This is a genomic window from Paenibacillus sp. MDMC362 (genome assembly GCF_003269305.1).
Taxonomy (GTDB): Bacteria; Bacillota; Bacilli; order Paenibacillales; family Paenibacillaceae; genus Paenibacillus_AQ.
In genome coordinates, this window is sequence record NZ_QLYT01000032.1 from 21,578 (window position 1) to 46,061 (window position 24,484).

The 24,484-nt window shown below is 49.3% G+C and carries 20 protein-coding genes and 1 pseudogene; 1 reads left to right on the plus strand and 20 read right to left on the minus strand.

Annotation, left to right across the window (positions count from 1 at the left end; genetic code table 11):
- Positions 1 to 121 precede the first annotated feature (121 nt).
- The 14 genes and pseudogenes from DP091_RS16735 to DP091_RS16800 all read right to left on the minus strand — a co-directional run bounded on the left by DP091_RS16735 (position 122) and on the right by DP091_RS16800 (position 17,944).
- Complete coding sequence (locus tag DP091_RS16735; protein ID WP_181469835.1) at positions 122 to 1,414, minus strand: FG-GAP-like repeat-containing protein; 1,293 nt, start codon at positions 1,412 to 1,414, stop codon at positions 122 to 124.
- A gap of 28 nt (positions 1,415 to 1,442) precedes the next feature.
- Entirely contained in the window at positions 1,443 to 2,240 is a 798-nt protein-coding gene (locus DP091_RS16740; RefSeq protein WP_113059372.1) for a polysaccharide deacetylase family protein, read from the minus strand.
- A gap of 171 nt (positions 2,241 to 2,411) precedes the next feature.
- Positions 2,412 to 4,679 (minus strand): rhamnogalacturonan lyase, encoded by a 2,268-nt coding sequence (locus tag DP091_RS16745; protein ID WP_113059373.1) that lies wholly within the window; start codon positions 4,677 to 4,679, stop codon positions 2,412 to 2,414.
- Positions 4,680 to 4,708: 29 nt separating this feature from the next.
- On the minus strand, positions 4,709 to 5,755 hold the full coding sequence (locus DP091_RS16750; RefSeq protein WP_373456929.1) for a glycoside hydrolase family 88/105 protein: 1,047 nt from the start codon (positions 5,753 to 5,755) through the stop codon (positions 4,709 to 4,711).
- A gap of 78 nt (positions 5,756 to 5,833) precedes the next feature.
- A complete protein-coding gene (locus DP091_RS16755) occupies positions 5,834 to 6,568 on the minus strand; it encodes a DUF1961 family protein (protein ID WP_113059374.1) in 735 nt (244 codons plus the stop codon).
- Between the two features lie 31 nt (positions 6,569 to 6,599).
- Complete coding sequence (locus DP091_RS16760) at positions 6,600 to 9,176, minus strand: exo-rhamnogalacturonan lyase family protein (RefSeq protein WP_113059375.1); 2,577 nt, start codon at positions 9,174 to 9,176, stop codon at positions 6,600 to 6,602.
- Positions 9,177 to 9,438: 262 nt separating this feature from the next.
- Positions 9,439 to 11,691, minus strand: a complete 2,253-nt coding sequence (locus DP091_RS16765) for a helix-turn-helix transcriptional regulator (RefSeq protein WP_258394589.1) — start codon at positions 11,689 to 11,691, stop codon at positions 9,439 to 9,441.
- Positions 11,692 to 12,094: 403 nt separating this feature from the next.
- Positions 12,095 to 13,690, minus strand: coding sequence for an extracellular solute-binding protein (locus DP091_RS16770; RefSeq protein ID WP_113059376.1), 1,596 nt, complete (start codon positions 13,688 to 13,690; stop codon positions 12,095 to 12,097).
- Positions 13,691 to 13,815: 125 nt separating this feature from the next.
- Positions 13,816 to 14,700: a carbohydrate ABC transporter permease gene (locus tag DP091_RS16775; RefSeq protein ID WP_113059377.1), complete on the minus strand. Its 885-nt coding sequence runs from the start codon at positions 14,698 to 14,700 to the stop codon at positions 13,816 to 13,818.
- A 24-nt stretch (positions 14,701 to 14,724) separates the two neighbouring features.
- Entirely contained in the window at positions 14,725 to 15,687 is a 963-nt protein-coding gene (locus DP091_RS16780; protein ID WP_113059388.1) for an ABC transporter permease, read from the minus strand.
- Positions 15,688 to 16,001: 314 nt separating this feature from the next.
- Positions 16,002 to 16,274, minus strand: a pseudogene (locus DP091_RS16785) (DUF2269 family protein); the annotation flags it as partial.
- A gap of 14 nt (positions 16,275 to 16,288) precedes the next feature.
- A complete protein-coding gene (locus DP091_RS16790) occupies positions 16,289 to 16,543 on the minus strand; it encodes a hypothetical protein (RefSeq protein WP_258394590.1) in 255 nt (84 codons plus the stop codon).
- 284 nt (positions 16,544 to 16,827) lie between these two features.
- The gene (locus DP091_RS16795) at positions 16,828 to 17,160 is read right to left on the minus strand and encodes a winged helix-turn-helix transcriptional regulator (RefSeq protein ID WP_113059378.1); all 333 of its coding nucleotides are present in this window, start codon (positions 17,158 to 17,160) and stop codon (positions 16,828 to 16,830) included.
- A 187-nt stretch (positions 17,161 to 17,347) separates the two neighbouring features.
- Entirely contained in the window at positions 17,348 to 17,944 is a 597-nt protein-coding gene (locus tag DP091_RS16800) for a DUF1349 domain-containing protein (protein WP_113059379.1), read from the minus strand.
- Between the two features lie 194 nt (positions 17,945 to 18,138).
- Between DP091_RS16800 and DP091_RS16805 the strand changes: the two genes are divergently transcribed.
- The gene (locus tag DP091_RS16805) at positions 18,139 to 18,597 is read left to right on the plus strand and encodes a DinB family protein (RefSeq protein ID WP_113059380.1); all 459 of its coding nucleotides are present in this window, start codon (positions 18,139 to 18,141) and stop codon (positions 18,595 to 18,597) included.
- A 133-nt stretch (positions 18,598 to 18,730) separates the two neighbouring features.
- On the opposite strand, the gene DP091_RS16810 is transcribed toward DP091_RS16805, so the two are convergent.
- The 6 genes from DP091_RS16810 to DP091_RS16835 form a co-directional block, all read right to left on the minus strand.
- Positions 18,731 to 19,879 carry an enolase C-terminal domain-like protein gene (locus DP091_RS16810; RefSeq protein ID WP_113059381.1) on the minus strand — a complete coding sequence of 383 codons (1,149 nt, stop codon included), beginning with the start codon at positions 19,877 to 19,879 and terminating at the stop codon, positions 18,731 to 18,733.
- A 117-nt stretch (positions 19,880 to 19,996) separates the two neighbouring features.
- Positions 19,997 to 20,347 carry a DUF1048 domain-containing protein gene (locus tag DP091_RS16815; protein ID WP_113059382.1) on the minus strand — a complete coding sequence of 117 codons (351 nt, stop codon included), beginning with the start codon at positions 20,345 to 20,347 and terminating at the stop codon, positions 19,997 to 19,999.
- Positions 20,348 to 20,357: 10 nt separating this feature from the next.
- Positions 20,358 to 20,705, minus strand: coding sequence for a DUF1048 domain-containing protein (locus tag DP091_RS16820; protein WP_113059383.1), 348 nt, complete (start codon positions 20,703 to 20,705; stop codon positions 20,358 to 20,360).
- A 335-nt stretch (positions 20,706 to 21,040) separates the two neighbouring features.
- The gene (locus DP091_RS16825) at positions 21,041 to 22,738 is read right to left on the minus strand and encodes an NPCBM/NEW2 domain-containing protein (protein WP_113059384.1); all 1,698 of its coding nucleotides are present in this window, start codon (positions 22,736 to 22,738) and stop codon (positions 21,041 to 21,043) included.
- A gap of 2 nt (positions 22,739 to 22,740) precedes the next feature.
- Positions 22,741 to 23,817 (minus strand): LacI family DNA-binding transcriptional regulator, encoded by a 1,077-nt coding sequence (locus DP091_RS16830; protein ID WP_113059385.1) that lies wholly within the window; start codon positions 23,815 to 23,817, stop codon positions 22,741 to 22,743.
- Between the two features lie 281 nt (positions 23,818 to 24,098).
- The coding region (locus tag DP091_RS16835; RefSeq protein ID WP_113059389.1) for a DinB family protein at positions 24,099 to 24,484 on the minus strand (386 nt) is incomplete at its 5' end.

A 24,484-nucleotide genomic window follows, 5' to 3' on the forward strand; every position in this document is an offset into this window, starting at 1 on the left:
AAAAAATGAGTGCATTCGCATCATCTCCTAGACAAGAAAAGGCAGCCAGCTTAATCAGCCGGTTGCCTTTTATTTGGATTAAGTCTTTTCGTCAACAATTCACGAAACCCATTCTTTCTTGTTAGGTAATAACCTGCAAATTAGAACAGGGAACCTCCCCGCCCGGATACAATGTCGAGTTGGACAAGCGTTTCGGCTGCGACAGCGGAATACCCGAAGGGATCTTGCTCAGATCCGCAGGCATGCTCGAATATATGGACGCGGTTTCGCTGCTGTATATAATGACTTGCTCCGTATGGCTGCCCCATAGGTCAGCATGGACGGCATAGCCCTCGGAAGGAAACTCCACGACCGCGTTCATATGACCGTCATACAAAGTTGGAAAGACGCCCCCACCGCGACGGTATGCCAATATATAGTCTGGGGCGCCTTCAGCCCACCCGCTCAAAGGCTCGATAATCGTGAGCCAGCCGGGTGTCTTCCGTTTTTCTTTCCATACCTCTTGTCCGCTGCTGTCAAGCAGGAACAAGGCGTCCTTCCCAATTAAGCCCTTACCGTCGTTCTCTCTCACGAGTCGATCCAGCCCGGCAATTTGCATTCCCGGCAAGTCGCTTCGGAAGCGCCCGAGCGCTATATGCTGTGACTCGATTGAACCTTCGTAGCGCCATAATTCCTTGCCGTAACGGTCATACATGACCGTTACGCTCCCTCCGATCACAAGCTCAGGCTCTCCGTCGCCGTTCACATCACCGATCCAAATGCAATCGGCGTGATCATCCAATTCACGGCAGCTCCATAACGGCGTGCCGTCATGGTCCAGCAGCGTATAGCCCGCCATTACTTCGTCGTAGCCATCACCATCCAAATCATATGCCCAAGGGAAGTGGCCAGGGTTGCCCTCGTGCGTCCAGAGCAAATTGAAGTTCCGGTCCATAGCCCACATGCGATGATAACGATCCTTAAGAATGAAATCTCGCCCACTCGGGTTACCCGTCAAATTCGCAATGATAATGCAGTCATGCGCCTCAGGGTCCGGAAGCTCATGGGACGACCTAACGCTTCCGTCTTGCCCGTTGATGACGATGAGCCGTCCATCCATAACGCACAGCACCTCCAACCGGCCGTCTCCGTCGATATCGACAATTTGTGCCGGATAGTCCGATCCTTGGCTGCCTGCTCCCGGATCCGGCTTCCCCGTTTGCCAGAGCAGATTCCCTTCTAGATCGAACGCAGTGAGGCACTGTACCTGATGGGGAATATAACGCACGTCTTGGCGGTTGTCGGGCTGCACGAGCAGCATCTCCATCCGGCCGTCTCCGTTTAAGTCGCCGAGCAGCATTTTACAGCGGGGACCTGCCGCCCGTATATCCAGCTTGCCGATGAGTATAGGTTCTTTGGTCATCCCTTGGTTCATCCAACTTCCCTCCATTCCTCTCTTCTTATTAAAACTTGATTAACTCGCCGCCTTTCACTTCGACAATCTCTCCGTCCACGTTCAACCAGACGTTTAACGCTGAAGGGTTGTAAACAAAATCCAAGTCAGCTGCAAACTTCAGCCTTTCGAATGCCTTGGCGTAATCGACAAGCTCAATGTTCGTACAATACCAAATGTCCGGATGGCCCCCAATATAGGCACAGAACTTTTCCATAAGATCCCAATTGTTATCATTATCGAACTCGTAGCTGTGGCCCCATACGTGCATCAAATACAGATATTGCTTTTTGTGCAAGCTGACGAAAGTTTCCGCATGCTTCATCAGGTCACGATTATGGTGGCATGTCGGCTTCCATTCCAGAAAGTCGTCCGGCATTCCGAAATGTCCAGTGCTGTCGACGACTCTGGCATACTCCATGCCGAGACCTGGCAGCATCTCTTTGATTCTGCGGTTGTAAGAGCCGTTCGGATACGACATCCCACGCACCGTATAACCCACGATACGTTCTAGATTTCGCCGATCTTCCATGATTTCGTGCACGATTTGCTCGTTCGGGCAGCGAGCGATCGTAGGATGAGTCAGCGTATGTGCCGACACCTCGTGATTTTTATAGAGCGTTTTGACCTCATCTGCACCCACCTTGTCATGCGTTCCGAGGAGTCCGGAATTGATATGAAACGTTCCTTTAAGGCCATATCGGTTAAACGTATCTACCAGCCGCCGATCGGCGAATCGGCCGTCGTCGTAACTCATCGTTAACGCTTTGTGCCGCCCTTCCGGAAAGCACATCAAAATTTTCGCCATCCTGTTTCCTCCTTAGCGTATATACTCCACAGCAGGCATACTGCAAATTCCCTTCGGCAATGAGCGAGCGCAACTGACGGATAACCTGGTTTCACTTAGAAGCGGCCTGTACTAAACAGATCATTTGCCCCAACAAACAAGTCAACAAACATGGGGCCACCCGCGGGAACATCAGTTGCGATCACGTATACAAACACGGGGTAAATATAGATTTGGGGTAGGGACCTTCGCCCAATCGATATCGGAAGCAATATAAAAGCTTGTGTAGCAGGGCTGGTTATAGACCACATTCTGCCATGCGACACCGGTTCTGTACTGGGCATCATGCATTAACGTATACAATTTTCGGTCGGTTACCTCGGTGCTCAGGTAAATCCGAATCGCCGAGCTATCCTTTGTTCGTACTAGCAGCTCTTCTCTCCAATCTCCGAAAACGTCAGCGACAAGGCAAGGATTTCCCTTCGTTCCGTTATTGGTAACTGCACCTTCTGCTGTAAGCAGCCTGCCTTGTTTCCAATCGTCGATTGTAACAGGCTCGTCGAAACTTCCGTTGATCACCTGTGTTGTCATGTTGGCCGACCACTTGATGCTCATGTTCGTGCCCGGAATCTGTTTTTCCATTCGGTCTCCTCTACATGTCATCAAGCCGAATGCTTCATCGCTTTCATAACCCTCGCTGCACCATATTTGCAGCCCCTTTTGGCTCGGATCCACCTGTCCGATCATCCCGCGCCCCACGTCATTGACGGCGAAGCCGCCGTGCAATACCTCGCCAGTAGCCGCATCGCGCAGAGTGAATCCGTAAGGTCCCGAGTCACCGCTTTCATGCACCATGAAAATCTCCAATCCCTGCCGGTCTGGATCAATGTTCGCTACATGAAGGGCATCGCCGTGACCCAGCTTGGCAATTTTTCCAGGTGCCTTGCTTTCCGGTGGCATTACACCCCGGGAGCTGTATAAAATGGATCCGTCATGGTCGATGGTCGCCGCCCCGTAAATAATTTCATGGCAGCCGTCTCCGTCCACATCTGCAATGCTTAAGGAATGCGCCCCTTGTTTAGCGAGGCTGCCAAAGTTCTCGTTCCGGCCGTCCTCCAGACGGAGCGTATCATGAAAAGGATTATTCATCGAAACCCAGCCGCTGTCGACGAACCAGTGCTCCTTAAGGCGCGTTCCGTCCCAGGAATAAGCTGCGACGGCAGCCCGGGTATAATAACCGCGAGCAAAAACCGCAAACGGTTTTTTCCCGTCCAGATAGGCAACTCCTGCTAGGAATCGATCCACGCGGTTTCCAGGCTCGATGCGATTCCAAGCATAATCCCCCCACATCAGACCGTCATCATGCCGCCCCGGCTTATAGGGGATCGTCTCCAATTCTTCGCCTGTTTGTCCATGGAACACGGTTAAATATTCCGGCCCTTCAAGAATGAAGCCCTCGAATGACCGCAAGTTGTTGCGCCCGCTCCGGCCGGGAGCATAGACGTCAAGAAAATAATCGGCCAGCCGCTCCGCATCCTCCTTTAGCAAAGGATAATTGTAGCGACGATCGATTCCGAAGCATTCTTCCAGTGTAGAGGGCCAACGGCCGGTCACTACCTCTTCATGCAAGTGCCAGCTCATAAACATACGGACAATATGCATATAGTAGTCCGCGCTGGACATTCGATAGTCGTCCTGATGACTATACCCTGCAGCCACATCCTCCGGAGGCATGGTTATATAGGTTTCGGAGGAGATGAGCCCTTCCTGATCGTACCGTATGATCTTTGTACCGGGTGCTGTCTTGAACATCAGCTCGGCTTTCCCGTCTCCGTCAAAATCATAGACCAGAAATTGTGTATAATGAGCACCCGCCCGAATGTTCACTCCAAGCTCAATCCGGTAGAGGAGAGTTCCGTCCAGCTTATAGCAGTCGATATATACCGGACCGGTGTAGCCGGAATGCGATACATCCTTTGCATTGGACGGATCCCATTTTACAAAATACTCATACTCTCCGTCGCCATCTACATCACCGACGCTCATGTCATTTGCCGCGTATGTATAGATTTGACCAGTCGGCGTGACACCGTCTGCCGGTTTTCGCAAAGGTAATTCATAGTATGGACCCGTCCAGGGAGTGACGTCGGCACAACGGTCGACTTCCTGTCCGTTCACAACGGCACAAACGTAATAAACCGATGTCAGCGTTCCGCTGGGGTCCAAATAGTTGGTGCTGTCGTGGACAGCCGCTATAAAGTCGCCACTACGATACAGGTTGAAATTGGCGCCGATCATTCCGTTACCGCTATGACCGGTCACTTCATTCCCGAGCAATCTCCAGCTGAGGAAGATTCCTTCTGTTGTCGCTGCTGCAACCAACCCCCGGTCCAGATATTCCATCTGTACCCCGGATGTCTTCTGTGCATCATACTTGTGCTGCTCATGGACGGTTTTCATAAATCGACACCCCTCCTTAATACGAACATCTATCCGTTATCCTGTTCACCCGTGTTGTTCATTTCGACAACTGCGGAAAGTAAGGCAAGCGCAAGTCCCTGCCCCCAGCCCTGGGCCCATTTTCTATCCACTTCGAGATAACCTCTAATATCGTTCATGACGGCGGTTCCACCGGATACGTTGAGCACCCGTCCGCGATCGGAAATATTAGCCAGCACGCCCTTTAACGCCTGCTCTACATGTTTGGCATGAAGCGGATTATTCTGCATCACCATTGCCGCGGCAATACCAGCCGTGGCTGACACCTCGCCATATGCTTCCGGGTAGTCGAGCACGGTGCCCCAGAGACCGTCATCCTTCTGCAGTTTTTTGATGGCGGCAAGCTGGTCTCGCAGCGAGCTTATAATATGCATAAATGGAGGGTGCAGGTAAGCTTGCGGCAGCACATGTCCCACGCGGGACATCGTATAGGCCGCCCAAGCGTTGGCACGCGCCCAATACATTCCTGACATATGATCCTTATTCAGGTGGTTATATCCGTGATACCACAGGCTGGTATTCTCGTCCTGCAAATAATGGATATGCCAATAAAACTGATGAAGTGCATCGTCAATAAGCTGCTTCTCCCCAAGCACTACGCCTGCGCGTAATAGAAAATATCCTGCCATAAACAAGGTGTCCGCCCAGCATTGCTCCGGAAAATCGTTTTTAGCCGACACCGTGTGCTGGAGCACACCGTCACCGAAACGCAGGGCATTGTTCTCCAGATAGTCCACCTTGCTCATGATGATATCGAGGTATTTCTGATCCTTCGTCTGTTCGTAAAGGGTGAGCAGCATATGTCCCATCGAGCATGTGTTGACCGTCCATCCCGGAAGTCCTGCATCGATATATTCATCGCACCACTGTATCATCCGTTCCAAATAAGCCTGCTTGCCAATCACTTCAAAGGCACGGCTGATCCCGTAATAGGCGACGCCGCAAGGCCAGTCCCAAGTCAGATCCATGCCGAAGGTGTAGTCTGCAACGCACTCGACAACCTCCTTTAGATCGGCATTAGCAATAGTTAACTTCAATTTGCAAAGCCTCCTTGTCCAAAGCCCCTGCTGAGATGGAAGAGGCTTTGACAGTAATTATGGAATTAACGGTGTAAACTACGATTTACTTTCAGCATATACGGTTAAATTCGCGTATTCTCCAATCATAGGCGCCATCTGGCGGAAACCGAGCTTTCCGCCGGCGACCGGAAGCCCGTGCGTCTCGCCGTCGTCTTCCCACGAGAAAAGCGGAAGATTGTTAACGGCAAACGTAATGCGATGTCTGCTCTTGACGATCAGCATCCGGTATGGTCCGACCGCGTCCATGACACCGGGAATCGGGTCGGCACCTTGCGCGACCAGGTGGAAACCGTAGCTTTTACGCAAATTGCATGAATGAAACTTCCGCTCCTCCGCCCACTTCCTCCGGAAGTAAGAAACGTGGAAGGCGTTCATTTCGCCGTGATGATACTGGTCGTATTCACCAGTCCGTGGCTTGATGGAAGAATCGAACAAATCCCGGCCTTTCGTGCCGGTTGCGCAAAAAAACATAATCGCCAGGCCCGGCTCGCGGACCGGCCAAAAATCCCATGAGACGGCGGCGTCCGCCGGAAAGTCCTTCGGGCACCACAATACGAAATTGGCTCGCTGCCCCTCCGCCTCGTCGCGAATGCTTTCGAGCCGCATACGTCCCAAAGGAAACGTGATGGCTCCTTCTCCCTCCATTCGATAATCCGCGACATGCTCGGGCTTGGCGAGTGGGTTTGCATAAATCGCACGCCAACTTTCGGGAATCAGCGGGCTTTTAGCAGTATGCACGACCCCTGTTTCGGTTGGTTGATCTGTTGTCATCGTATTCACGCTCCTTTCTTCCCAGCGTGTCTTAGTCTGCATGGTCAGGCAATGAATCTGGGATCAGTTCCAGGCTGATAATGGTGTTCAAAGACCATTGCGACGCTTCATTCGTATTCATCCACTCAATCTCCTTCAGCTTGTCGATGTACGTAACGTCAACGGCGTCTTTTTCCAGGTCTGTAGTTGCAAAAGGGTGTCCCAACAGCGTCGACCAGGCGACATCGGCTGTACGCCTGTCCTTACGATACCAAGCGCCGTATGCGACGAGGGCCAGCGTCAGGACTGGATGCTCAAACCGCTTTGTGCTGATGGCGCCGCCCGTAATTTGATCCTTTTCTTCCTGCGAAAGATTATAGAAAACACCGAAATCGGCCATCATGTCGTCCCACTGCTTATCCTTCAACATGCCGGACAGCTCGAACCACACCTGCGGCGCGCCCATGCATAACGCCAGATGGCGCCCCCAGTTGTCGTCACCCATCGACGTCAGCAAGCCGGTATTCGGATCATAACCGTAAGTCGGACCGGAGATCAGGCCGAAATTCGCCTGTTTAATGCATTGTATGCCGGTCATCAGTTTGTCACGGTATAATGGATCCTCTTTACGCTCCCACTGGGTCATCCAGTTGGAGCTGAATGCCGCCCAATCCGGGCCGACCCGGATATGCGTCTTATGCTCGTCCTTCGGAAAATAGGCGCGCATCGGATCGATATGAACGGTTGTAAAATCGGCGTCCTTCGCCTCGTCCATCATGTCCCCGATCCGCTCGTCCCCCGTCAAATAATAATAGTAGCGATGGAGTCCGGCCATGCCGATCCGGGCTTCCTTGCAGCCGCAGCCCCAATGGACGACGTTATGCCGGGAGCCGAGCCCGGCGTATTCCCCGAAATGATAGACGTCGACCTCGCTCGTATGGCGCGTCATCGCCTCCGCCATCCGGAAAATGTCTTCGCGTCCCGAGCGCAAAAACATCAGCCACAGCCACATGTTCGGGACCAGCTCCGTATTTTGCCAAGCACAGCCGCCGAGGTCATAATTCCAGACATGGCGCGCAGGGTCGTAGCTGTGCATGAAATCGCCGTAATCCCAGAAGCCGTACCAGCGCCTCTGCTCCACCTCCCTTTGGTAAAAAGCGATGATCCCGTCCAGCTTCTCTTCGAGGCGGGATTTGGCGGGCGTTCCCCTGTCCGGCAAGCTCCAAATGCCAAAAGCGCCTTGGCTCCGCAAATAAGCCGGCTCGCATACAAGCTGCGGAGGCGAGTCGTTATAGCTCGCGTAAGCCTCCAGCTCAACTGGCGACGGCGTAAACGCCCGGCACCAAATCGTCAGCTCGCTCGTATTGCCGACGCCGTACGGAGTTGCCCGCAGCTCTTCCGCGCCTTCGTAGGAAGATTCAACATGCGTTAACGTATCGTAATGGCGCATGTCCATGGCCGGCGCTTCCTGGGACCAGAACCAGGCGATCAGCTGCGCCTGGTCCTCTGTGAGGCCGTGCGCCTCCATGCCCGAAGGATGCTTTTGCCAGAAATTGCGCATCGCAAGAGCCAGTCCGCCGCCGGGCCCACCGACATATGCAACACCACGCGCTCTCCGGCCTTCGCCGGATTTGATCCAGCTGCAGCCTGCCCTGGTCCGCTTGGCCATCAGATAATGGTCGGCTGAGAACTGCGTCACCTTAAAGCCGTCCCAGCTTGCGGAGTCGTGCAGCAGATTCATAAAGTACTCGTCGTCCATTTCTTCGTCGGTCAGTGTTTCCCCATTGAGCTGACGCTTGAACAGCTCCAAATATCTGCCTTTTGTGCGCCGCGAATGAAGCGTTTTGGGCGATTCGCTTAAATAACCGGTATCACCGGCAAACCGGACGTGGCGGTTGTACAGCGGCCCACGGATCGGCAGGATGAAACGGATGCCGAGTCCCTTCACGAAATCCTGGTTCGGATTGCCGTCATAAAAAAACGTATGCACCATCCGGATCGACTCCAGACCCGCGTAAGCGTACAGGCGAAGCGAAAAAGGAAGCCATTCACCAGTTCCGTTCACGGCACGGTGGCGGCCCGTCAGCTTGACGACCGCTCGTACCGGACCTGCTTGCTCCACCTTCGCTTCGTAGATTTGGGATTGATAACGTTCCTCCCGGATCGTTCGGCTCCCGGTCAGCTCGCTTACGCTTTCCTTGATAGCGATCAACTCGCCATAAGAGCTTATACTGACACCGTTTCGTTGAACATCGGCGATCATTCGGCTGCCTGTTTTCGGTACCCGAAAGGAAATGACGCCCGTGTCGATGGTAAAGCCATCCTCTGCCTCACGTACGGACAATGAAGCAGCTATTGGTGAATGTTCGGAATCTCCCTTCACGATGGTATACCCATGAGGGGCACCAGTCGGAAAAACGGCGGCATGAGCCGTCCATTTGACGCTGCCGTCCGGCCAATGTGCAGTCGGCCAGCTTTGCAGTTCGGGGGGAGTCCCGCCTTCCACGTGCAGCGACAGCCGTTCGTCCCGTGAAAGCTCTCCCTCCTTCCACGGCATCCCCCAAGTCACCCCGGCCGGAATATCTGCAGCTGCCTTTAACCAACGCAGCGATGCTCGCGTGTCATTCATGGAATCATCTCCTACACGTTTTGTTGGCTTCCGTTGCTTCATCGCCCTCATTGTAGACAGCTGCGGCTTTCCCGGCAATGGCACTTTCTTGGTGACATCCGCCTAGGCTATATTGTACGATTTCGCGAGTATTGCACTTTATTGCACGGTAAGGTTCTTCTGGTGCTTCGCAGCCCCACGCTTCACAATAAAGCCGGCAGCGGTCACATCATGAACCTCTGCCGGCTGCCTCTCCGATTTCTTTATCGCATCTTACTTCCTCCTAATCTGTCCGGCTAAGCTCCCGATAACGGGTGGGAGTCATGCCCTCGAGCTTTTTAAAGATCCGGTTAAAATAACTGTGCCGATATCCAACTTGTTCAGCGACCGTGTTAATTTTCATCTCCGATTCCCGAAGAAGCTCCTTCGCTTTTTCCATACGCAGTTCGGTCAAATAATCGATAAAGTTTTTGCCGGTGACCTGTTTGAATGATTTGCTCAGAAAAAACGGGTTCGTGCCGATGCGGTCGGCGCAATTGTCGAGCGAAATGTCGTGCATATAGTTTTGCTGCATATAGATCATGGCTTGCTCGATCAGCCGTTTGACCTGGCCATCCGTTCGGCTCGTCAGCTCCTTCATGAAAGGGACGATCACCTTTACCTGGAACCATTCCCTGGCTCCAGCAGGTTCTTTGATCTGGGAAAGCTGCTCATACAGGTTGGCACCCTTGAACAAACGATTCGGCTGAATACCGGATACGAGAATCGCATGCTGGACGGAACCCAATAAATGAAGCATCCCCTGCTGGACATCTATCGCTTTTGCTTCCTGCACGGACAGCGCATTCTGGAAATCGACGAGCAAGGCGTTGGCGTCCGCTTCCTGTCCGGTTCGAAGCGCCTGAAGAAATTCTCTTTCCAGCGTAAACGGATACTGCGGTTCGGACGAATCCTCGAAATTCAGCTGCTCCATTTCGATAATCTGGTTATCGTTATCGAATGTGCGGAAGCTGGCTGCGTGTTTCACGCCTTCAAATGCAAGCGGAATGTCGCTTACAAGGGTGGTTGACCGGCTGATCGCCACCGTCAGCACCATGTTCAGCAGCCGATTAACCGTCTGCGCAAGCTCTTCGCAAAACGATTTGATCGTTTCCGTACATGGCTCTCCTTCCGGCAAGATGAGCAGCACCCCTGATCCAAGATCATGGAAGTTGATCGTGCTGCTTTGCTCGAAATACGAATCCGCCAGCTCTTCGATCATGTTGACGGACGCAAAGGTAACCAGTCCCTCGTCGCCAAACTTGAACTTTCCTTCCATGCTGGCGATCCCGGTAAGCTGTACGTACAGCACGACAAACTGCTTGCCGCACACCTGCCATTTATACCGCTCCATCCGTGAACGCAGGTCCTCCTCCGTATAGGCGTACAAATAGCCTTGAAGGAGCTGATGGAGAAAGCTTTCCTTCACATGCGGCAGCTGCTCGAGCCACTTGGCGTTCAGCTCCCGACTCTCCCTGCTTAAATGCTGCCATTGCCGCTCGATTAGCGTAAACTCGTCCTCCCGGCCTCCGCCCGACAAGGAGGCGCTTGGCAGCAAGTCCTTCATTAGCCTTTTTACAGGTAAATACATACGGATCGATGCAAGCCAAGCAAGACCTATTGCCAGCAAGAGAGCGCTCAAGCTGACCGTCAAAATGACTTTGGATATAAAAACGACCGGTGCCGTTATATTGGTGATCGGCGAAGCCGACACGTACAGCCAGTTATCCATGATTCGTGCGAAATAACCGTACGTGACCGCATAGGTCTTGTCGTTCCATTCATAAAGAAATGAGCCTTCCTCGTTCACGTTTGACTCGACCTCGCTCCTGACTGCCTTTACGAAGGTCGAATCTATTGAGCTCCCGTTGGCGGATACGTATAGATGACTGCTCGGCTCCGTTAGAAAATTCTCGCCATCAGCATAAGGGGTAATCGTCTGCAGCGCTTCCGCGACTTGATCGCTGTCCAAGCGGACGATCAAGGCTCCAATCGGTTTTTGGCTGCCGCCGGGAACGAGATGCACAAACGTCAATTCCCGTTTTCCCGGCTGATCGGGATCCAGCGTTAGCTGTGTCCAGTATGTCGTTTTTCCTGCGTCAAGCAGTTGGTCGTATAGCTTGATGACACCTGCATCATGTAAAGCGGAATATTCCGGATAAAACAATACCGGCTGGCTTCCTTGCAAATAGAGGCTGACGTTACGAATCATCGTATTGGAGCCCTGCATGACGAGCAGCGTATTCGTAATATCGCGGGTCTTCTCGAAATCGCGCACGAAGTCGCGTTCGCCGAGCGAATAATCAAAGCTCGTATCGAACGCCCAATGCGCCAGCATCATTTCGAGATTGGACAGCTGTTTATTCAGGTTCTGCGACCGCTGCTCAATCTGGTTGTTATGGAGCTTCAGCAACTCCTCTTCCAGCTTACCACCGGCCATCGAATATACGAGAACCCCGGTAATAATGCCGGGAATTCCGGCAACAAACAGGAACATGATTAAGCTTTTCCTATAGAAGCTGCCAGATCTGCCGGAAAAGCGGGCCAATAACATTTTCCATCCATTCATCATCAGCTCACCAACCATATCTAAAATTAGTTTTGCCTTCCCTTGTTAGGCGGTCCTTTGCCTTTCAGATATGTAAGCGTATTCAAATTTAACAACCGCGAAATACAACCGACTTTCTTAATTAGCATAACGCGGTTCTACCAATAAAACCTGCATGTTTTCAGAGTGAATTGTTTAAAAAACAGAGGAATTCCAAATAACCCGGGCATCGTGGAGTCTTGGCTACAAAGCTGCTCCTGTCATTGGGGACTCTCGGCAGAAAAATTCGGAAGAGAAAAAAGAGGCCGCTGGCCTCTTTTTCTCGCTGAACGTCACTGCTCAATTTCTTTGCCTAAGATTTGGACGCTGCGTACAGCTTGTTGATTTCCTTCACGTAATCGCTGCCGCCGGATTTTTTCCATAATTCGATTGCATCGCGCCAGCCTTGCTCGTCGATTTGGCCGACGATGAATTTAATGCGGGCATCGTTAATAATATTGCCAAGCTGTTGTCCTTTTTGCGAATACACCTCAGAAATAAACGGCTCCGCCGGATTGGCGACGATGGTTTCCCGGTTTTTCATTTGAACCTCTGTTTGTTTTAAGCGAAGCGGTGTCTGGGCCACCTGCAGCCCTTTTCCTTCAGGAATGTAAGGTACCATTTGGTTAAGACCTTCGACTTCGGACTCGAGCAGCACGGAGTCCGTACTTCTTTCCAATGTTGTATCGTCGATCTTGGTATAATGGACGCCTTCAAGGCCGAAGCTGGTCAGCGTTTGCAGGTCAGGCTCGTTCAGCTGGTCTAGAAATTTCAGAATTCGGTCGACCTCCTCCTCAGTCTTCACACTCGACTTCGGAATGGCCAGTAGGCCGGCAAAACCGGAAGTAGGCAGCGTACGAATTTGACCATCCGCACCGGTTACTGCACCGAACACATCCATGTAATGCTCCCTTGAGTCATTGCCCGCCGCCGCGTTCGCCGCTTTGATTTTGTCGTCGGCTCGAGCCGCTCCGTCGACGACGTCGATAATCACGCCGGCTTGCCCGTTAACTAGCGGATCAGTCCACTTCGCCGAATCCATGACGGCAAAATCTTGGTTGACGAGTTTTTCGTCATAGAGCTTTTTCATGAACTTGAGCGCTTCGAGATATTCATCGTATTCGAATTCCGGTACGAGCTGGCCGTCCCTTTCACCCCAAACGTTAGGTGCACCGAACCACAGTTTGATCTGGTCGAAGCCCGCTCCCCAGCCGGCCGTCCATTTGACCATAACCAGTCCGTACGTGTCGTCCTTACCGTTGCCGTCCGGATCCTTCTCTTTGAACGCTTTCAGCATGATGTAAAAATCGTCGATCGTTTTCGGCTGCTCAAGTCCGACGTTCTCCAACCAATCCTTGCGGTAATATACGCCGTTGCGGCCAAGCTCGCGCCCGCGATATACGCCGTACGTTCTGCCGTTAATCGAGGAGTTGTTCAGAATGATTTCGCTGGCCTGGCTGAGGTTCGGATAATTTTTGAGTTTGTCGGTCAAATCCCAGAACGCCCCCGATTTTACCGCGCTAACGAAACTCGGGCTCTTCGAGTCCGGCACGTAAATGATTTTCGGCAAATTGCCCGAGGCAAGCGTAATGTTGAATTTATCCGCATAGGAAGCGTTAGGCACCCATTCGAAATGAATGTCCGTGCTTGTCAGCTTCTCGAGCTCAGCCGCTACGGGACTGTCGTCCTTCGGATAGTTCGTTTTAAAAATCGGGAGCATGATGTTCAGCTTAAACGCTTCTTGCGTATCGGCGGAAGCGCTTGCAGGGGGAGCCGCCGTCGAATTGTTGGAAGAGTCTGTGCCACCGTTGTTTTTACCGGACGAGCAGCTTGCCATCAGTACGATACAAGCCGTGCCTAGAATTAGAAATGTGGAAGCACGTTTCGCCTTCATTGTCTTTTTCTTCATTAAATAGCCTCCCTTTATCATTAAGATCATATTGCAAACCGCATGAGCTCCAAGCAAATCAATCAGCGTGTCTTGGGTATTAACAACAGAGCCAAAGCGGAATCACACATTTGGAATAACAAACTTTAGCCTTTTACCGAGCCAAGCAGGACGCCTTTGGCAAAATGCTTTTGCAGGAACGGATACACACACAAGATCGGAACCGTGCCGACAACGATCACGGCCATTTTGATCGATTGATCCGGCGGCTGCACGAAATTAGGGTCCATCGAGTTCAAATCGCCTGCAGCCGCTTGCGACAGCAGAACGATCTGGCGCAGCATGACCTGCAGCGGCCATTTTTCCGGATCGTTAATATACAGCAGTGCCGCAAAGAAATCGTTCCAATGCCCGACGGCGTAAAACAACGTAAACGTAGCGAGGACGGGCATTGAAAGCGGCAGCACGATCCGCCCTAAGAGGCCAAGCTCGGAGCAGCCGTCGATGCGGCCGGCCTCCTCGATCTCCTTCGGAATTTCCTGAAAAAAGTTTTTGACGATGATCAGATTAAACGCGCTGATCGCGCCAGGCAGCATGAGCGCCCAAAGCGAATCGAGCAGGTGCAGCTCCTTGACGACCAGATACGTCGGTATCATCCCTCCACCGAATAGCATGGAGAAGATGACGAGATTCAGCACCAGATTCCGGCCGTACAATCCTCTCTTGGCCAATGAATAGGCCATCGTTACCGTGAAAAAGAGGTTGACGAGCGTGCCGATGACAGTTATGTAGACGGAGACCCCGATGCTTTTCATGATCGTATCTGTCGAAAAAATAAACTCGTAAGCATTTAAAGTAAATGTTTTGGGTATGAAAAATACCGCTCTCGACGTCAGCTCTGCGTCCGATGCAAAGGAGCCCGCTATCACGTAGACGAAAGGGAGCACGGCAGCCAGCCCGAACAACGATAGCACGATGTAGTTGGCAGCGTCGAACGTGACACCGGCCGCGGTTCTGTATTGCTTGGCCATGGATAGAATCCCCTTTCCAACTCATTAGTAAAGCCCGGATTGGCCGAACTTTTTCGCCAGCCAGTTCGTGCCGAGCACCAGCGTTACGCCAACAACCGATTTAAACAGCCCGACGGCCGTACTATAGCTAAAAGCGCCTTGCGTAATGCCCATCGCGTATACGTATGTGTCGAACACTTCGCCCACCGAGCGATTAAGCGGATTCAACATCAGATAAATCTGTTCGAAGCCGTTGTCCAGCACGCTGCCCATCCGCAAAATCAATAGAATCACGATCGTGCTGCGGATCGCCGGCAGTGTTATATGCCAGATTTGCCTCCAACGGTTTGCCCCGTCGATTGTCGCCGCTTCGTACTGCTCCACGTCGACGGCCGCCAGCGCCGCCAGGAATATGATCGTTCCCCAGCCGCATTCCTTCCAGATCGTCTGCAGAATAATCACGGGGCGGAACCAAGACGGATCGGACAAAAATTGGATTTTGTTCCCAGTGTATTGGAATAGGAGTTCGTTTACGGCGCCGCCTTCCGTGGTTAGGAATACGTACGTCAGGCTTGCCACGATTACCATCGATATAAAATGCGGCACGTAAATCATCGTTTGAATCGTGCGCTTGAAGAACGAAAGCCTTACTTCGTTTAACAGGAGTGCCAGTATAATCGGAGCGGGAAAAAAGAAGATGAGATTATAGAACGATAACAACAGCGTATTCCGCAGCAGCATTAAAAACTCTGGATTGTTAAAAAACAGGCGAAAATGCTCGAAGCCTACCCATTCGCTTTTCAAAAAGCCGGTAAACGGCTGATAGTTTTGAAATGCCAGCATAACCCCCCACATCGGCACGTATTTAAAAACCAAAAAATAAAGCAAGCCTGGGAGCAGCAGCAGGTAGAGCCATTTGTCCCTGCGAAGCCTCGCGGCGAAGCTCGTGCGGTGCTCCGGCTGCTTGGACGTTTGCGGGAAATCCCTTTGAGCCGTAGCTTGCTTCATCATTTCTCCACCTCCATGTGTCGTTCATCACCTCGCGAGCGGTGTGGTCTTATTATGCGGCAGCACTTTCTTTTCCTGCAATGAGACATTTTTGAAGAGTGAAAAAGCCTCGGTTTTCGGCATTTTCAAAGAAAGTGCAAAGTCGGCAAACGAGTCGTAAGACGCTTCAGCACTTCTCATTGAAACAAAAAAAATAAAACTTCTAATTATCTAGAAGTTTTATGGAGTAGTATTGTATTATCCTAATTATTTCATCAAAATCATGTGACTAAAAAGCGAGTTAGGACGCTCCATCGGCTTCTTTAAAATGGCTTGACGACCATGAGCAGCGATAAAAGGATGGATACATTCAGCCATATTTGGGATAACCCCATCTTGGTTATGATCATAAGCCAAACCCCGGTTAAAATAAGTACGGCTCCGCCAATTTTAGGCATGATGGCAAGCTTGGTCGTTATACCAAAAGTAAAGTGCAGCTGGCCGACGGTTCTTGCCGATCTTCGAATGATGGGCATCACGAAAGCGGGGCCAATGATGGCGATCGAAGCCAATATATGCAAAACGAGCAGTAATCCGAACAAATCCATGCCCCCCCTTCTCCTCAGCGAACCGATATCTTGCTTTGATAGGCTAGACCGACCCTTTTCCCCTTAAACGCTCCTCCAAGCTCAAGACGGGCCAACATACACATTACGACATCGTCATAAGCAACATTCAGCTCTTGAAATCGGCTGAACAAGTGACCGGCTATTTCTGCCTCGGAATATGCCTTAATCGTCTCCGACATCGGAACGGGCAAGGTATCCGTGGTTACATGAAGATGAACCGGCTCTGGATGCTTGCTTGAATCCATCATGGTTCCTGGACACATCATGGACCAATCGAGCCCGGTCCGTTGCAGCCTTTCGAAATTCCGGTTGTGATTCTTATACTCAGGTGGGAACCCGGGTAAATTGTTGCCGATAAGATCGGTAGACAGGAAAATTCTAAAAAAGATTGGCGACAATTCTACTCTAATAGGAGTTTAGTTATCCATTCATATCCGGAGTGGGCACTGTAGGTAAACAAAAGCTGCCCGGAATCCCGTGGCGCTTTTGTTTTGAGTTGATTGAATTCGTGTACAAGTTCATTGAACCAGCTTTATGACGCAGGCTCTTCATAGTTCCGCTTATTATGATTTTCTCCCCAAGCACACATGATTTCTGCTACAGGAATCAATGTTCTGCCGTATTCACTAAGAGAATATTTCACTTTTGGAGGGATCACAGGGTGAACCGTTCTATCGATTATGCCTTCTCGTTCCAAATCTCGGAGATGTTGTGAAAGCATTTTTTGTGAAGCATCAGGTATAAGCTTTTCCAGATCGTTGAACCTCTTCTTGGATTCAATCAAATGCCATAAAATCATGGGTTTCCATTTACCGCCTAAAACATGAATGAGTGTCTCGATTGGACATTCCCGCTGATGAATCATTGTTAAAACATCCCCTTACTTTTAAGTAAGGGGATTAGTATGAATTGACTGTGTATAGCCTTAAAACTCTTCCATAACCTTGGATTTGTCGCCATAAACCTATCGACCAACAATCCCGTCCTTTTCCATGCCTCTTAGTTGAGTTACGATACTTTGGATTCCAATTCCAAGCCATTATGCGTATACTCTAAAACCTACTTCCTTCATCAGATTCGGATAAAACCAAAGACAGAAATTCGACTCGGCAACCTGCTCCCTTCGGTGATTGAGCTACCACACCCGCTGTAAACGGTGCGGAGGTATTCATTCCAAAGTATCGAATCAATTTCCAAACTTCACCATCTGATGAGTAGTAAAAAGAAATAAGTTGATCATTCTTCGTTATTTTTAAATAAGGATTGCTTACTAATACACGCTCAGAATTACAATCATCCGACAAACCGTTCTGCGTAACAACAGACACGATCGTAGCATACTCACCGTTGAACTCCAAACAAAGCTTAGCCCAATTGTTCTCGTCTGCCATCAACATCAGACACCCGGAATCGTACAATTCGTTCATGTCTACCTGAAGCTGCGTTATAAGCTGAAATGTTGAATTCACCTGGATGTGCAGATAGGGTGCAGAATGAGCAACATGTTTACCTCCAGGATCTTTGAAAAAGTCAGCTTTCGGTGGAGCATCAACGATAAGCCTGTCATCAGCTGTAAACTCCCAATGTTTAGGTTCATTTAACCACGTTAAATTCTTTCTTGTTACTGGCTGAAATAAATTCTTAGTCATAACTCATTCTCCTCTTTTGAATTAACTTTCATTTCTTAAGATGGGATGTTCAACATAAACCCATCTTTTCCCTTCTAGATATATCATTTATAATATCCCAAACTTAAGCGTCCGTTGTTCCCGTCTCTAAAAATAAGTTACAATGATACATGGTAGTAAATACCTGTACCTACTCTATATTCTTGGAGGATTTCATGAAACTCACTACCTTTTTCCCTTATCGAAACGATGCAAGAAAGATATTGATCCCTTATTTAAATCAATTGACTGAGGAACAGTGGCATGCAAGGCATCCGGATCATCCGAATTCGATCGCTTGGATCGTTGAGCACATCGCACGCAGCGAAGACGAATGGATTAACGTGATCGTACTTAAGGGAGAGCGACGACTTCAACGAGTCTTGGATCGTCCTCAGCAAATTTTGCAGGCATATATCGACATTCGAGAACATACAGACCATATACTCGACTTTATGGAATACGATGAACGCGAGCCAGTCGTAGAGCTCCCTCGTTTTTCAGACGGCTGGGAACCGCCTTCGCCGCCGACGCTACGATGGATAATCCATCATGTTTTCGATCATGAGTCTTACCATGTCGGTCAAATCGGCGTCATTGCACGTTTAAACGGATTCACCGGCCCCCTATTCTAAACGTAATGACTCGATATTCTAATCGGACCCATTCTTGACTATTACAGTAACCGGTACAAGAAATTTTACCCTTAAACAAAAAAGCCGCTAAAATAGCGACTTTCAATAAAGACCATGTAGTTGCACCTCGGCATCAGGACCAGCCGGATCGCTTTATAAGGTTAGTTACAAGTTCATCGTCGAAGACGATTCCGAAACCCGGCGTGGCCGGAATATGAATCTCTCCGTTTTCGATTCGATAGCCTGATACATCCATTCCTTCGATTGTAATGTCGTCATATTCCACAAATTCGAAGCTCCGCACCGCGGCTGACAAATGTCCAGACGCGTAAATACCATAGGCATTTCCGTAACAATGAGGCGCAGTCCGCAAACCATGGGTATCCAACTTCTCGCCTAGTTCCATCCAATGCGTGAAACCGGGCCTGATAATATCGTACTGCAGCACATCGACAAGGCCGCGCGTCGCCCACTCAATGAGATGTGGTGAGGCAAGCCCTTCCCCATCCGCGATAAGCACATTCTGCCCGCGTTGCCGGAGCCATTCCTTCAGGTCCTCGTACAAGGCATCATCCTCATGGAACGCTTCTTCCAGCCAATACAGATTTACATCCGCTAAAGCCGCCAGGACCTCTTTGGTTAAGTTCAAATTATATGCATTATTCGCATCGATCATGATCTTGCCTGTGGGACCTGCCACTTCGGAGATTCCGCGAACGATCGCGATATCTCGTTTCGTCCCTTCCCAGAGTGGCATATGGCGTCCGCCACGGCCAACCTTAATCTTAAAATGACGTTGACCCTTCGCATATCCTTGCATCGCTTCTTCTTGCATCAACGCGACTGCGGTCCTCTCATCGGACAAATGCAAATCGTCGAAGTACAGTGAGGTATCATAGCAGGGAACAACCAATGGAACTCCTCTCTCCATGTGGGCACCGGACACCAGTTCGTACACGGGTCTGCCTTGTCTCTGTCCTAACCAATCGAGCACTGGGTATTCCAATTGCAAACGATACGCTTCGAGCAGTCTGCCCCGATCATCGAATAAGTCAAGCAATCGGCGGCCTATTATGCCTTGGGCCCATTCCGGCGTCATATGAATCGAGCTACCGTAACCGGTTTGTCCATCGATCGTTATTCTGGCGATATCCACTGCGCAGCTTTTGCCATGAATGCCGATTCTGCCATTGGCCCCTGCGCTTCTGGCTCGTTCTCCCGTTAATTTGGCGAATTCGATTTTTTCCACTTTCCAATCAGATTGTATACCCGTAATATTCATAGAATCCTCCTTCACCGACTCGACGGTTTCATGTCCCGGTGTGATTCGTAAGTAGAACACCATATTATAGAATTATACTGTTAGAAGATAAGAACATTCTTCATCTATTGGAAATCTTTACTTTGTTTTATCCGTATCCTTCTTTATGGTCTTGTTCCCTTCATGGTCAACAGATTCTTGATAGACGTCAGCATAAGTTTTTGAATCTTTGATTAGATCGTCGCAGAAAGCCGCTACGTCACTGCCCGTCACTTCGAGCACGCCTTTCCTTAAGGCCGCACCCTCTTCAAAAAGATCAATTATCCCCGAAAGCAAACCCGTCCCGTCCGTTAGCTCAACAGGGCCGACCTTAAAGAGATATTTTTGAATCTCTTTATAAACAATCTGATAATCTTGCGGGAGCGCTTTGACACGTGCCACGTGCGCGCGCCACTCTTTTTTGCCTTCAATGATATCTTGGATCCTCATGTTCATCCTCCTATTTGCCTAATTTTTTCGCGACATTGTTGTTGAGTTGCTCGCGCCACTTGTCGCGGAAAGACTTTGCCTCATCGATGCCGGCCAGCGCTGAACAGAAACCTTTGATATCGTCACCGAAAACCTCTTCGACACTCTGTCCGTCTGCCGCCGTTTCTTCGAGCAGGCCAAGCACACCGTCAAGAATGGGCATGAGGTTGCGACCGGTGAAATCTGAGTGCGGCCAAAGATGTGCATTAATTTTTTCCCATGCCGCTTGATAATCAGGCGGTAACTTTTTGGCTCTCATTTCAAAAGCTTTCATTTCCTTAGTCATATCGCTGCCGGTGATTTTCTCCCAAAAATTCATTATATTTTCTCCTTTTACCTCATTAATTTTTGAAATCACGATTCAAGGACACAGCCCTCAAACACCCGATTGAGCATTTCCGTTAAGTTTTCCAGCACATCCCCGTTGCTAATCTGTATCACTGGTATAAAGTAATACATACTACAGCTATAAAGTAACACGCAGTAGGTGGATTGTCAATAGCGTTTGTTCTGATACCGATGGTACATTTTCAACTATCCTGCCGTTAGTCCTTGAGGACAAAAACTTGCGTCCTTAAAGGAAAAAAGCCGCTAAAATAGCGACTTTCCACGGAAGCATGGCACTAAGCGTCTGTAGCAGCGTGATTAGCCTCCCTAACGGTTTACATTGGATCTAGCAATATGGGCATTTGCCCAATCCGCATGGTCGTAGCCAGTGCCGTCTCCGCCATCGGTAACGACCAGTTTCAGAACGTTTGCGCCGGAGATATCCGCCTGAACTTTTTTGACGGAATCCGATCCGGTAACAAGCCCGCTGTCATATACTTTCTCAGTATCTGCCCAAATTTGAAAGACAACCGCCCCCCTATTTCCCACTTCATCATCGATCCCGATATCTGCGGTAAATGTAGAGAAGTTGCCGCCTGTATAATAAGTAATCTCAGCATTCGCATGCACACCTAAGCCTTTTGTATATTTTTCGCCGCCAATGGTTATGGTTTTTCCGTCGCCTTTTGCTCTCTCACCGTTGCTTTGATCCCGTTCTACGGGCCCCCAATGATTAGCGGAATGAATCCATTCCACATCACTTACATAAGAATCGGCAGCTGGGAGCCGTTCTGGTATCCAGACTATGGAGTCGGCACTCCATTCTGATTGCTTATTATCTCCCCCATATTCAAATGAAACGGTGGCCTTTAAATTTGCGAATCCAGGCTCAGCAGTATCTGGGGGCGTCACACGCCAATCCGTTTCAATCGAACTTCCAGGCGAAAGATTCGTGACCAGAGGATCATTTACTGCCTCTACGCTCCAACCATCAGGGGCCGTTAAGTCCAATTGAATGGCCTCGATTGTGTTTTCTCCATAATTTGTAAAGGTTGAGGTTAATAGGGCAGCTTCACCCGGAATAACATAGTTATTACGATAAGAAAACGTTGTTGCAGATTGAACATCTATCGTGTAATGCGCTTCGGGAATCCATTGCTTACGGTAAAAGTCGCGTCCTTGGACAACGACCCTGTCATCATAAATTTGCACATACAATCCTTGGCTTTCGTCCCAGTTTACTGTCGGTGCGAAGGTTGTATAATAGACAGAAGCTGTATTGATACTCGTAAATTTACTCTGTGTTAGGTTAATATTCGGAAGTCGCATATCCCGATGGGTATGCCCAGTGAATAAAATAACTTGCGGATACTTCGAGAAGAGATCGGTTAGACGCTTTTCTGCTGTTTCATGTACGGCGGAAAGAGGCTGATGAAGAAAAACAAACATTGGCTTCTCGCTCTTGCTGCGCTTCTCCAAAGTATCCTCCAGCCAAATCAACTGCTCGTCGCTCAGATAGGCATGATCTTTGGCGGGAGAATCGACTGGCCCCCAGCTTTCAGAGCCTAGGAATATAAAAGGATAGCCTTTCACGATTTTCTCGTAGTATACACGCTCCTCTTCGATAAAGTCTGCGAACCGACGGGTGTTCACTTCATTTCCTTCTCCATTAAAAAACTCATGATTTCCAATGGTCATATACAGATTCTTCGGTTTAGGAGATTGATCAAGAAGTTCGCGAGCCTTTGCATATTCTTCGGGAAAACCGTTATTCGTTATATCTCCGTTGATGACCATAGCATCCACCTGCGGGTCAATGGAATGAAGATCTTGAAGCGCTTTCAAAAACTTGTTATGAGAGTACGGTGTATCTCTAATATGCAGGTCACTGATCACTTGAAAGGTAGCTTTTGGTTTTTTTTCATTTGCATTTGTGTCCCCTTGGGCTGATTGTGCATGCGCTGGAGCAACCAGAGGGATAAGCATACAAGCGGCTAAACCGAGACAAGCAATTATTTTTTTCATTATTATACCCTCCCCAAAACCTTCATATTTTTTTCCTCTTCGCTTTTCTCGGTACAGCTGCTGCGGACAATAAGTTTTGTCGGCAAATAGCTGATCAATGGCAATGGTATCCCCCCTTCCATGCGCTGAAGCAGTAATTTGACTGCGATTCGCCCCATTTCCTCCTTGTGTACCTGTACCGTTGTTAACGGAGGGTTAATGAATTCGGACATTTCGACATTATCAAAAGAAACAACAGATATATCATTTGGAATCGATAGCCCATATTCACCAATAGCCTTATACGCCCCGAATGCCATTTTGTCGCTAGCTGTAAACACGGCCGAGGGCGGACTCTGCGTGTTTAATATTGTTTTCATGGCTTCGTAGCTCCTGGTCAGATCAAAGCAGCCGTCTTGAACCCACTCCGGAACAATTTTAAGATGGTTCAACTCCATCGCTTCTTTATAACCATAGAAACGTTCTTCTTGGTCGATCGGCATTCCAACTTGAGAGCTCCCGCCAATATAAGCAATATTCCGATGACCGAGATCTACCAAATATTGAACTGCTTGCATTGCCGCATGACGAAAATCCACCGTAACATAATCCATTTCCAGCTTAGGTATTCCGCCCACCGATATAACAAATGGAACCCGCTTATTCAGCTCATTTATAAAATCATGCTTAAGCGGTCCGATACAAATGACTCCTAAGTCACGCTCGTTCATATCCCCAAGCAAATTGAAATTGAAAATATCCTGCACCTCAAACGTGAAGTCCAATATACATTCTTGATCAAGCAATTCACTTTCGATTCCGTATATAATTTCTGAAAAATATGGATCCTGGTATTTAGCTTTTACATCATATAAAACAAGCCCCACTCTCTTTGGAACCTTTTTATTCTCTGAAAATTTTTCGTTTTTTTGCAGTGAAATGTTAAACTTATGGTAACCCAGGTCCTTGGCAACTTGAATAATTCGCAGACGCGTTTGGTCGTTTACAAGTGCTGGCGAGTTTGCGTTGTTTAAAGCCCTCGAAACAGAGGAAATAGATACATTTGCATGATCGGCAATGTCTTTTAAAGTTATTTTCATATCGGCATAGCACCTGTCTGATATAGTTTCGGAAAGCGCTTTCCTCTCCCTTGTTGCAATCTTATACTGTGTTGGTAAATTATTCAATGTTTTTTGCGCAACTTTTTCATTTTTTTGCTGCAAATAATATCAGCGATTGCCCACTTGCTCACTTGAGTAAGCCCTCTACTTCTGCCAGTTAGCCTCTGAACAAGAGCTTGTACCCTCAATGCAAAAAAAAGCCGCTATATCAGCGACTTTGCATGGTACTTTATTCTTGTGTAGCGACATGTTTCTCCATTCTACCGCGACTTATCGAATAACCCTCTACGAATCAAGTTTGCTGTAACCGGCGTCTTTCCGATTTCTCGAGACCATATTGACAATTGACCGATATGGTGAATTTCGTGGGCGATCACGTGCCGCATCACTTCACCGAATGTAAAGCTTTCCTGCTCTCCGTTTTGGTTTGTATCATACATAATACGATCTTCCAAGCTATCATTCCAAGCGTAGATGAATGGTGCAATTTCCGCATGGCTTCGTGCCGAATAATCTCTTAATCCCTGCACGCTGGCACAATCCTCGAACGAAGGGATTTCCAGTTCTTTTCCTTGCAAATCCCCGCACAACCAGGCATATTCAACTGTCACGATGTGATAGAGTGTGTAGAGAATGCTTCCTATGC

What these genes read in the sequence shown, in the direction of transcription:
- DP091_RS16735 (WP_181469835.1), bottom strand. Translation starts at nt 1,414, where the DNA reads ATGAACCAAGGGATGACCAAAGAACCTATACTCATCGGCAAGCTGGAT.
- DP091_RS16740 (WP_113059372.1), bottom strand. Translation starts at nt 2,240, where the DNA reads ATGGCGAAAATTTTGATGTGCTTTCCGGAAGGGCGGCACAAAGCGTTA.
- DP091_RS16745 (WP_113059373.1), bottom strand. Translation starts at nt 4,679, where the DNA reads ATGAAAACCGTCCATGAGCAGCACAAGTATGATGCACAGAAGACATCC.
- DP091_RS16755 (WP_113059374.1), bottom strand. Translation starts at nt 6,568, where the DNA reads ATGACAACAGATCAACCAACCGAAACAGGGGTCGTGCATACTGCTAAA.
- DP091_RS16760 (WP_113059375.1), bottom strand. Translation starts at nt 9,176, where the DNA reads ATGAATGACACGCGAGCATCGCTGCGTTGGTTAAAGGCAGCTGCAGAT.
- DP091_RS16765 (WP_258394589.1), bottom strand. Translation starts at nt 11,691, where the DNA reads ATGTTCCTGTTTGTTGCCGGAATTCCCGGCATTATTACCGGGGTTCTC.
- DP091_RS16770 (WP_113059376.1), bottom strand. Translation starts at nt 13,690, where the DNA reads ATGAAGAAAAAGACAATGAAGGCGAAACGTGCTTCCACATTTCTAATT.
- DP091_RS16775 (WP_113059377.1), bottom strand. Translation starts at nt 14,700, where the DNA reads ATGGCCAAGCAATACAGAACCGCGGCCGGTGTCACGTTCGACGCTGCC.
- DP091_RS16780 (WP_113059388.1), bottom strand. Translation starts at nt 15,687, where the DNA reads ATGAAGCAAGCTACGGCTCAAAGGGATTTCCCGCAAACGTCCAAGCAG.
- DP091_RS16790 (WP_258394590.1), bottom strand. Translation starts at nt 16,543, where the DNA reads ATGATGGATTCAAGCAAGCATCCAGAGCCGGTTCATCTTCATGTAACC.
- DP091_RS16795 (WP_113059378.1), bottom strand. Translation starts at nt 17,160, where the DNA reads ATGATTCATCAGCGGGAATGTCCAATCGAGACACTCATTCATGTTTTA.
- DP091_RS16800 (WP_113059379.1), bottom strand. Translation starts at nt 17,944, where the DNA reads ATGACTAAGAATTTATTTCAGCCAGTAACAAGAAAGAATTTAACGTGG.
- DP091_RS16805 (WP_113059380.1), top strand. Translation starts at nt 18,139, where the DNA reads ATGAAACTCACTACCTTTTTCCCTTATCGAAACGATGCAAGAAAGATA.
- DP091_RS16810 (WP_113059381.1), bottom strand. Translation starts at nt 19,879, where the DNA reads ATGAATATTACGGGTATACAATCTGATTGGAAAGTGGAAAAAATCGAA.
- DP091_RS16815 (WP_113059382.1), bottom strand. Translation starts at nt 20,347, where the DNA reads ATGAGGATCCAAGATATCATTGAAGGCAAAAAAGAGTGGCGCGCGCAC.
- DP091_RS16820 (WP_113059383.1), bottom strand. Translation starts at nt 20,705, where the DNA reads ATGAATTTTTGGGAGAAAATCACCGGCAGCGATATGACTAAGGAAATG.
- DP091_RS16825 (WP_113059384.1), bottom strand. Translation starts at nt 22,738, where the DNA reads ATGAAAAAAATAATTGCTTGTCTCGGTTTAGCCGCTTGTATGCTTATC.
- DP091_RS16830 (WP_113059385.1), bottom strand. Translation starts at nt 23,817, where the DNA reads ATGAAAATAACTTTAAAAGACATTGCCGATCATGCAAATGTATCTATT.